Here is an 8,991-nt window from a genome sequence, read left to right as displayed (position 1 = left end):
TTGATTTGATCCAGTAGAAGCAAGACTGCTTAACTGGGCAAAAGCATACACATACAATCAGTTGTACATGACTTGGAACACGCTCTGCGTCGCAACGCGCAGAGCGCTTCAGGAATTTATTTGGTTTGGTGATCATAGCGCGAGCAAAACACCTGGTCCCATCCCGAACCCAGCCGTTAAGTGCCGTAGCGCCGATGGTACTGCGTCTTAAGACGTGGGAGAGTAGGTCATCGCCAAACCTAATAAGTTCCTGATAAAAATAGTATCTCTCAACGATCAACAGAATAACAAAACCGCCGCAGCTATAAAGCTACGGCGGTTTTCTGTTTTTTTTGGGGGGGGGCGCAAACCCACTATGCCCAAGAACTGTCCACTTTCCGCCCTGCAGGGGGCGCAATAGATCGGTAACTCTCTCGTAACTATCTAGAGAGATCGATAAGATGACCCCCACAAATAAGGTTGCCCCTTCGCCAGCATCTGAATTGGACCCCACCGCGCTGCCTGCGATCCGAAACGTGATGGCGGAGGGGCATGAGGGCACCGCGATGGATGCACCGCAGCCCCCCGCCAAACATCGGCATTCCGGACGCAATGCTTTTCCCGAGCTGCCGGAGCCGGAGGTAGCCAAAGCCAAAACCGCAAGACGTTTGCCGCTCAAGATGCCTAAGAAACGACCGTCGCCTCGGGCGGTGATGCTAAGTCTGTTTGCGCTCGCCGTGATTCTGCGGCCTTGGTTGGTACTGAGCGTGGTTTTCATCGCGGTGTTTGTCACGCTGGGGGTCTTTCTCGCCCTTGGTTATGACGGGTTTTGGGGGCGCGCACTGGCGCTTGGGCGCTGGTATGCCGCGCGGCGGCCAGAGCGGGCGGCGGCGCTTCATGCAGGTTTGGATGCTTTCGCGATGAAATGGGATGCGGTACTTGATCGCTTTCCCGAAGGGATGGTCGATGGGCTTTATCTGCCGGACTTTGGCGAGATGGCAGCGGCTGAGACCCGCCATGACGAAGCCCTCGATCGCCGGTTTGACAGTCTGCGCAACTCCGAAGCCTAGGCTGCACGCAATGGTGTCTTGAAACTAGGGGGCGGACCCGTTACATCCGCCCAATCGGGCAACAAGGAAAGATGTCATGGCCACCACCAATCCGCTTCAGTTCATCCAGCAGGTTCGTACCGAAGTTGCCAAGGTTGTTTGGCCGACCAAGCGCGAAGTGATGCTGACCACTGTGATGGTCTTTATCCTCGCCGCGCTGACGGCGGTTTTCTTTGCGATCGTAGACATCCTGATCCGCGGCGGTCTGCAGCAGATCCTTGGGATGTTCGGCTAAGCATCGCCCGCGCGGGTGAATTTATCTTTACACCCTTGAAACCTGCGTCTGCGCGGGCTATTGCGCAGACCTGACCTGAAAAGGGGCGTGCGGCGATTCGAGTTGCGCGCCGATTTTTTGTTCAGATGTTGCGGGGCTTCTGCCTCGTGTGATTGACGAATTTACATGCCGGGGCAGCCCGCATGGCAAGACAGGGACCAGAGTTCAGATGGCAAAACGGTGGTATTCGGTCAGTGTCCTGTCGAACTTCGAAAAGAAGATCGCCGAGCAGATCCGCGCGTCCGTGGCCGAGCAGGAACTTGAAGACCAGATTGACGAAGTGCTGGTGCCCACCGAAGAGGTGATTGAGGTCCGGCGCGGCAAGAAGGTGACAACCGAGCGTCGCTTCATGCCCGGCTATGTGCTGGTGCATATGGAAATGTCCGACGCGGGCTATCACCTGATTAACTCGATCAACCGCGTCACCGGTTTTCTGGGCCCGCAGGGCCGCCCGATGCCGATGCGCGATGCCGAAGTTCAGGCGATCCTGGGTCGTGTGCAGGAAGGCGAAGAAGCCCCACGCACGCTGATCCACTTCGAGATCGGCGAGAAGGTCAAGGTTGCCGACGGTCCGTTCGAGGACTTCGACGGCATGATCGAGGAGGTCGACGAGGACAACCAGCGCCTCAAGGTGTCGGTCTCGATCTTTGGTCGGGAAACTCCGGTCGAATTGGAATTCACTCAGGTCAATAAACAGGTCTGAGTGCGCGGCGGGCTCAGGTCCGCCATCCCGGCGCCTCAAGGGTGTCGGTCATTGTGGGAGGCGAGGGCGCCGCGGCGCCCAACCCGGACCACGCAACGAAGATCCCGCGGGGCGCGCCCCAAGGGTGTTGAAAGGAGAATGGTCAGATGGCCAAGAAACTCGTCGGTACGATGAAGTTGCAAGTTAAAGCGGGTCAAGCAAACCCGTCCCCGCCCGTGGGTCCAGCCCTCGGTCAGCGCGGCATTAACATCATGGAATTCTGCAAGGCGTTCAACGCCAAGACTGCAGACATGGAGCCGGGCGCACCGTGCCCCACCGTGATCAGCTACTATCAGGACAAGTCCTTCACCATGGACATCAAGACGCCCCCGGCGTCCTACTACCTGAAAAAAGCGGCCAAGGTGAACTCTGGCGCGAAGACGCCTTCGCGTGAGACCGTCGGCACCGTGACCACCAAGCAGCTGCGCGAGATCGCAGAAGCAAAAGCCGCCGACCTGTCCGCGAACGACGTGGAAGCGGCGATGAAAATCATCCTGGGCTCTGCCCGGTCCATGGGCATCGAGGTGAAGTAAGATGGCAAAACTTGGAAAACGCACCCGCGCCGCCCGTGAAGCCTTTGCTGGCAAAGAGGACCTGTCCGTTGAAGAAGCGGTAAGCCTCATCAAAGCAAACGCAAACGCAAAGTTCGACGAAACCATCGAGATCGCGATGAACCTCGGTGTTGACCCGCGCCACGCAGACCAGATGGTCCGCGGTGTTGTCGGCCTGCCCAACGGCACCGGCAAAACCATGCGCGTTGCTGTCTTCGCCCGTGGCGCGAAAGCTGAAGAAGCCGAAAAGGCTGGCGCAGATATCGTTGGTGCAGAAGACCTGATGGAAACCGTGCAGTCCGGCAAGATCGACTTTGATCGTTGCATCGCGACACCCGACATGATGCCGATCGTTGGCCGTCTGGGTAAAGTGCTTGGCCCCCGTAACCTGATGCCGAACCCCAAGGTTGGCACCGTGACCATGGACGTCGCCGACGCCGTGAAAGCGGCCAAGGGCGGTGAAGTTCAGTTCAAAGCCGAAAAGGGCGGTGTCGTCCATGCAGGCGTTGGCAAACTGTCCTTCGACGAAGCCAAGCTGGCCGAAAACATCCGTGCCTTTGTTGGCGCGGTGTCCAAAGCCAAGCCTGCCGGTGCCAAAGGCACATATATGAAAAAGATCAACCTGAGCTCCACAATGGGCCCGGGCGTGTCGGTCGCTGTCGAGAACGCAACCGCCGAGTGATCCAGTGGGGTGGGGGCGAGCCTCCCACCTTACGACCCGAGATTTGGCGGCTTCGGCCGTCAGATACGCAAGGACCAAAAGATCGGTCCGCGCGTCTGTCCGAGACGGAGGGTTTGGGCTTTGGCCTGAATAATTCCTTCCTGAGATGGGAAACCGGAAAAATTCTGCCCTCGGGCGGTTTTGGCCGGGACCCTGACATTGGACCCGAATGGGATGCAGAAGACCGCATCCTGAACTGAGCCGGGGGGCAACCCCCAAATTTGGAGTGAAACTGTGGATAGAGCACAAAAAGAACAGCTGGTCGACGAACTCGGCCAGATCTTTGAAAGCTCTGGCGTCGTTGTGGTTAGCCACTACGTCGGTTTGACAGTTGCCGAAATGCAGGACCTTCGGGCGCGCGCACGCGCTGCCGGTGGGGCCGTGCGTGTTGCCAAAAACAGGCTCGCCAAGATCGCCCTTGAGGGCAAGCCATGCGAAAGCATCGCTGACCTTCTGACGGGTATGACCGTTCTGACCTATTCTGAGGATCCTGTGGCTGCGGCCAAGGTTGCTCAGGAGTTCTCCAAGGAAAACCCAAAGCTGGTGATCCTCGGTGGTTCCATGGGTGAGAACGCGTTGGACGCCGCTGGTGTCGAAGCCGTGTCGAAAATGCCTTCGCGGGAGGAGCTTATCTCCACCATCGCGGGCATGCTCGGCGCACCTGCTTCGAACATCGCCGGGGCCATTGGCGCACCTGCAAGCAACATCGCATCCATCTTGTCCACGATTGAGGACAAGGCGGCTGCGTAAGGCATATCGTCAAGCCGGCGCTCGGGTTGAACACGCGCGTTGGAACACACATATCGTAACGGAAAGAGCTAAACATGGCTGATCTGAAAAAACTGGCAGAAGACATCGTTGGTCTGACTCTGCTTGAAGCACAAGAACTGAAAACCATCCTGAAAGACGAGTACGGCATCGAGCCCGCCGCTGGCGGCGCAGTGATGATGGCTGGTCCTGCTGATGGCGGCGCTGCCGAAGAAGAAAAGACCGAATTTGACGTCGTTCTGAAGAACGCCGGCGCATCCAAGATCAACGTGATCAAGGAAGTTCGCGGCATCACAGGTCTCGGCCTGAAAGAAGCCAAAGACCTGGTCGAAGCCGGTGGCAAGATTAAAGAAGGCGTCGACAAAGCCGAAGCCGAAGAGATCAAAGGCAAGCTGGAAGCAGCTGGCGCCGAAGTCGAGCTGGCCTAAGCCAGAGGTGCGCGGCAACGTGCACCACGCATGAACAAAGGCTGGACGGGAGGTTTTCCTGTCCAGCCTGACCTGTTTTGACGAATGTTCCGCGCAGCGGAGTATTTCTCTGGAGAGGTCCATGGTCGGAAGGGATGCAGTGGGACGCATTCCAAGAATTGACCCGGATTTTCCGCTCTTATGGGCGCGCACCACGGCCCCGGTGGTTGATGCGCTCGGCAAGAGACACGAAAGGTGACACGACACATGGCACAATCCTTCCTTGGCCAGAAACGTCTGCGTAAATATTACGGCAAAATCCGCGAAGTGCTGGAGATGCCGAACCTCATCGAGGTTCAGAAATCCTCTTACGATCTGTTCCTGAATTCCGGCGACGCCGAGACCCCCACCGATGGTGAAGGTATCACAGGCGTTTTCCAGTCGGTTTTCCCGATCAAAGATTTCAATGAGACCTCCGTCCTTGAATACGTCAAGTACGAGCTCGAAAAGCCAAAATACGATGTTGAGGAATGTCAGCAGCGTGACATGACCTACAGCGCGCCACTCAAGGTGACGCTGCGCCTCATCGTGTTTGATGTGGACGAAGACACCGGTGCCAAGTCGGTCAAAGACATCAAAGAACAAGACGTGTTCATGGGCGATATGCCCCTGATGACGCCGAACGGCACTTTCGTCGTCAACGGCACCGAGCGTGTGATCGTATCCCAGATGCACCGCTCCCCGGGCGTGTTCTTTGACCACGACAAGGGCAAAACCCACTCTTCGGGCAAGCTCCTCTTCGCTTGCCGTATCATCCCATACCGCGGTTCCTGGCTGGACTTTGAATTCGACGCCAAAGATATCGTCTTTGCCCGGATCGACCGCCGCCGCAAACTGCCTGTGACGACCTTGCTCTATGCCCTCGGGCTGGACCAAGAGGCGATCATGAACGCCTATTACAACACGGTTACCTACACGCTGGAGAAGAACAAGGGCTGGGTTGCACCCTTCTTCCCCGACCGCGTGCGCGGCACCCGTCCGACCTATGATCTGGTGGATGCAGCGACAGGTGAAATCCTGTTCGAAGCAACCAAAAAGGTCACCCCTCGCGCGGTCAAAAAGCTGCTCGACGAAGGCAAGGTCAAAGACCTGCTGCTGCCTTTCGATCACATCATTGGCAAGTTCGTCGCGCGTGACATCATCAACGAGGAAACCGGCGCGATCTACGTCGAAGCCGGTGACGAGTTGACGCTGGAATACGACAAAGACGGCACCCTGATCGGCGGCACCGCGAAGGAGCTGATCGACGCGGGCATCACCGAGATTCCGCTGCTGGACATCGACAACGTCAATGTCGGCCCCTACATGCGCAACACCATGGCGATGGACAAGAACATGAACCGCGACACCGCGCTCATGGACATCTACCGCGTCATGCGTCCGGGCGAGCCACCCACCGTTGAGGCTGCCTCCGCGCTCTTTGACACGCTGTTCTTTGATAGCGAACGCTATGACCTCTCGGCCGTTGGCCGCGTGAAAATGAACATGCGTCTGGCGCTTGATAAGCCCGACACACAGCGCACGCTGGACCGTGACGACATCGTTGCCTGTATCAAAGCGCTGGTTGACTTGCGCGATGGCCGTGGCGACATCGACGACATTGACCACCTCGGCAACCGTCGTGTGCGTTCGGTCGGTGAATTGATGGAAAACCAGTACCGCGTTGGCCTGCTGCGCATGGAGCGCGCGATCAAAGAGCGGATGTCCTCCGTCGAGATCGACACCGTCATGCCGCAAGACCTGATCAACGCCAAGCCAGCCGCGGCTGCGGTGCGTGAATTCTTTGGCTCTTCGCAACTGTCGCAGTTCATGGACCAAACCAACCCGCTCTCCGAAGTGACGCACAAGCGTCGTCTCTCGGCGCTTGGGCCGGGCGGTCTGACACGTGAGCGTGCGGGCTTTGAAGTGCGCGACGTTCACCCGACCCACTATGGTCGGATGTGCCCGATTGAAACGCCGGAAGGGCCGAACATTGGTCTGATCAACTCGCTGGCCACTTTTGCCCGCGTGAACAAATACGGCTTCATCGAAACGCCTTACCGCGTTGTCAAAGACAGCACCGTCACCGACGAAGTGCACTACATGTCCGCGACCGAGGAAATGCGCCACACCGTGGCTCAGGCGAACGCCAACCTCGACGAGAACATGAAGTTCGTGAATGAACTGGTTTCGACCCGTCAGTCCGGCGACTACACGCTGGCCCCGACAGAAAACGTGGACCTGATCGACGTTTCGCCCAAGCAGTTGGTCTCGGTCGCTGCTTCGTTGATCCCGTTCCTCGAAAACGACGACGCCAACCGCGCTCTCATGGGCTCGAACATGCAACGTCAGGCCGTACCGCTTCTGCAAGCCGAAGCGCCGCTCGTCGGCACCGGCATCGAAGAAGTTGTGGCGCGCGATTCCGGGGCGGCCTACACGGCACGCCGCGCGGGTATCATCGACCAAGTCGATGCCTCCCGTATCGTGATCCGGGCCACCGAAGACCTTGAGCTGGGCGACGCGGGTGTGGACATCTACCGCATGCGCAAGTTCCAGCGCTCGAACCAGAACACCTGCATCAACCAGCGTCCGCTGGTGAAGGTGGGCGAGAAGGTCACCAAGGGTCAGGTCATCGCGGATGGTCCGTCCACCGACATGGGGGAACTGGCGCTCGGCAAGAACGTCGTCGTCGCCTTCATGCCGTGGAATGGCTACAACTACGAAGACTCCATCCTGATCTCCGAGCGGATTTCCCGTGACGACGTCTTCACCTCGATCCACATTGAGGAATTCGAAGTCGCCGCGCGTGACACGAAGCTTGGGCCAGAAGAGATCACCCGCGACATCCCCAACGTCGGCGAGGAAGCCCTGCGCAACCTCGACGAAGCCGGTATCGTCTATATCGGTGCGGACGTTGAGCCGGGCGACATCCTTGTGGGTAAGATTACCCCGAAGGGCGAAAGCCCGATGACGCCGGAAGAAAAGCTTCTGCGCGCCATCTTTGGTGAGAAAGCCTCTGACGTGCGCGACACCTCGTTGCGGGTGAAGCCGGGCGATTTCGGCACTGTTGTCGAAGTGCGTGTCTTCAACCGTCACGGCGTTGAGAAAGACGAGCGTGCGCTGCAGATCGAGCGTGAGGAAGTCGAACGTCTGGCCCGTGACCGGGACGACGAGCTGGCGATCCTTGACCGCAACATCTACGCGCGTCTCAAGGATATGATCCTTGGCAAAATCGCCGTCAAAGGCCCCAAAGGCGTGAAGGCGAACAGCCAGATCACCGAGGAACTGCTGGAAACCCTGACCCGTGGTCAGTGGTGGCAGTTGGCCCTTGAGGACGAGGATGACGCCAAGATCGTCGAAGCCCTGAACGAGCAGTATGAGATCCAGAAGCGGACCTTGGATGCGCGTTTCGAGGACAAGGTCGAGAAAGTACGCCGTGGTGACGATCTGCCCCCGGGTGTGATGAAGATGGTCAAAGTCTTCGTCGCGGTGAAGCGCAAGCTGCAGCCGGGCGACAAGATGGCCGGTCGTCACGGGAACAAGGGTGTGATCTCGAAAGTGGTGCCGATGGAGGACATGCCGTTCCTCGCCGATGGTACCCCGGTCGACTTCTGCCTTAACCCTCTGGGTGTGCCTAGCCGGATGAACGTTGGTCAGATTCTTGAGACGCATATGGGGTGGGCCGCACGCGGTCTGGGCCTGAATGTCGACGAGGCGCTGCAAGAGTACCGCCGTTCGGGCGATCTGACACCGGTGCGCGAAGCGCTGAGCTTGGCCTATGGCGATGATGTCTACGAAGAAGGCATCAGCGGCATGGACGAAGACACGCTGCTTGAAGCGGCTGGTAACGTGCGCCGCGGCGTGCCAATCGCCACGCCGGTCTTTGACGGTGCCAAGGAAGCGGACGTGAACGACAGCCTCAAGCGGGCCGGGTTCGACACCTCCGGTCAGTCGGTGCTGTTCGATGGTCGTACAGGTGAGCAGTTTGCCCGCCCCGTGACTGTCGGCGTCAAGTACCTGCTCAAGCTGCACCACTTGGTGGACGACAAAATCCACGCACGTTCGACAGGGCCGTACTCCCTCGTCACACAGCAGCCGCTGGGTGGTAAGGCACAGTTCGGTGGCCAGCGCTTTGGTGAGATGGAAGTCTGGGCTCTCGAAGCCTATGGCGCCGCTTACACATTGCAGGAAATGCTGACCGTCAAGTCGGACGACGTCGCGGGCCGGACCAAGGTCTATGAAAGCATCGTCAAGGGCGAGGATAACTTCGAAGCGGGCATTCCAGAGAGCTTTAACGTTCTCGTCAAGGAAGTGCGCGGCCTCGGCCTGAATATGGAACTCCTGGATGCGGAGGAGGATGAGTGACGCGGTAAACGGGATTTTTTAAAAATCCCGACCCGT

Annotated in this window: 8 protein-coding genes and 1 rRNA gene; all 9 read left to right on the top strand. The window is 58.4% G+C overall.

What is annotated here, in order from left to right; genetic code table 11:
• The first annotated feature begins 124 nt into the window (after positions 1 to 124).
• A 5S ribosomal RNA gene (gene rrf / locus O4H31_RS15580) occupies positions 125 to 239 on the top strand.
• Positions 240 to 440: 201 nt separating this feature from the next.
• Positions 441 to 1,049, top strand: coding sequence for a hypothetical protein (locus O4H31_RS15575; RefSeq protein WP_269347197.1), 609 nt, complete (start codon positions 441 to 443; stop codon positions 1,047 to 1,049).
• Positions 1,050 to 1,125: 76 nt separating this feature from the next.
• Positions 1,126 to 1,323, top strand: coding sequence for a preprotein translocase subunit SecE (gene secE, locus O4H31_RS15570; RefSeq protein WP_007118815.1), 198 nt, complete (start codon positions 1,126 to 1,128; stop codon positions 1,321 to 1,323).
• Positions 1,324 to 1,531: 208 nt separating this feature from the next.
• Entirely contained in the window at positions 1,532 to 2,065 is a 534-nt protein-coding gene (nusG, locus tag O4H31_RS15565; protein WP_132446970.1) for a transcription termination/antitermination protein NusG, read from the top strand.
• Positions 2,066 to 2,211: 146 nt separating this feature from the next.
• Positions 2,212 to 2,637, top strand: coding sequence for a 50S ribosomal protein L11 (gene rplK / locus O4H31_RS15560; protein WP_067622128.1), 426 nt, complete (start codon positions 2,212 to 2,214; stop codon positions 2,635 to 2,637).
• 1 nt (position 2,638) lies between these two features.
• Positions 2,639 to 3,337: a 50S ribosomal protein L1 gene (gene rplA / locus O4H31_RS15555; protein WP_269347187.1), complete on the top strand. Its 699-nt coding sequence runs from the start codon at positions 2,639 to 2,641 to the stop codon at positions 3,335 to 3,337.
• A 273-nt stretch (positions 3,338 to 3,610) separates the two neighbouring features.
• A complete protein-coding gene (gene rplJ / locus O4H31_RS15550) occupies positions 3,611 to 4,126 on the top strand; it encodes a 50S ribosomal protein L10 (protein ID WP_007118819.1) in 516 nt (171 codons plus the stop codon).
• Positions 4,127 to 4,200: 74 nt separating this feature from the next.
• Entirely contained in the window at positions 4,201 to 4,572 is a 372-nt protein-coding gene (gene rplL, locus O4H31_RS15545; RefSeq protein WP_007118820.1) for a 50S ribosomal protein L7/L12, read from the top strand.
• 246 nt (positions 4,573 to 4,818) lie between these two features.
• Positions 4,819 to 8,955, top strand: a complete 4,137-nt coding sequence (rpoB, locus tag O4H31_RS15540) for a DNA-directed RNA polymerase subunit beta (protein ID WP_269347182.1) — start codon at positions 4,819 to 4,821, stop codon at positions 8,953 to 8,955.
• The last annotated feature ends 36 nt before the right edge of the window (positions 8,956 to 8,991 follow it).

It is taken from the genome of Sulfitobacter dubius (assembly GCF_027214245.1).
GTDB classification, from domain to species: domain Bacteria; phylum Pseudomonadota; class Alphaproteobacteria; order Rhodobacterales; family Rhodobacteraceae; genus Sulfitobacter; species Sulfitobacter dubius_A.
This window is presented reverse-complemented; position numbering and strand designations above follow the sequence as displayed.

Bases quoted from the DNA above. Each gene is read 5' to 3' on its own strand.
- rplA (WP_269347187.1), top strand. From the start codon at position 2,639: ATGGCAAAACTTGGAAAACGCACCCGCGCCGCCCGTGAAGCCTTTGCT.
- secE (WP_007118815.1), top strand. From the start codon at position 1,126: ATGGCCACCACCAATCCGCTTCAGTTCATCCAGCAGGTTCGTACCGAA.
- rplK (WP_067622128.1), top strand. From the start codon at position 2,212: ATGGCCAAGAAACTCGTCGGTACGATGAAGTTGCAAGTTAAAGCGGGT.
- rpoB (WP_269347182.1), top strand. From the start codon at position 4,819: ATGGCACAATCCTTCCTTGGCCAGAAACGTCTGCGTAAATATTACGGC.
- O4H31_RS15575 (WP_269347197.1), top strand. From the start codon at position 441: ATGACCCCCACAAATAAGGTTGCCCCTTCGCCAGCATCTGAATTGGAC.
- rplL (WP_007118820.1), top strand. From the start codon at position 4,201: ATGGCTGATCTGAAAAAACTGGCAGAAGACATCGTTGGTCTGACTCTG.
- nusG (WP_132446970.1), top strand. From the start codon at position 1,532: ATGGCAAAACGGTGGTATTCGGTCAGTGTCCTGTCGAACTTCGAAAAG.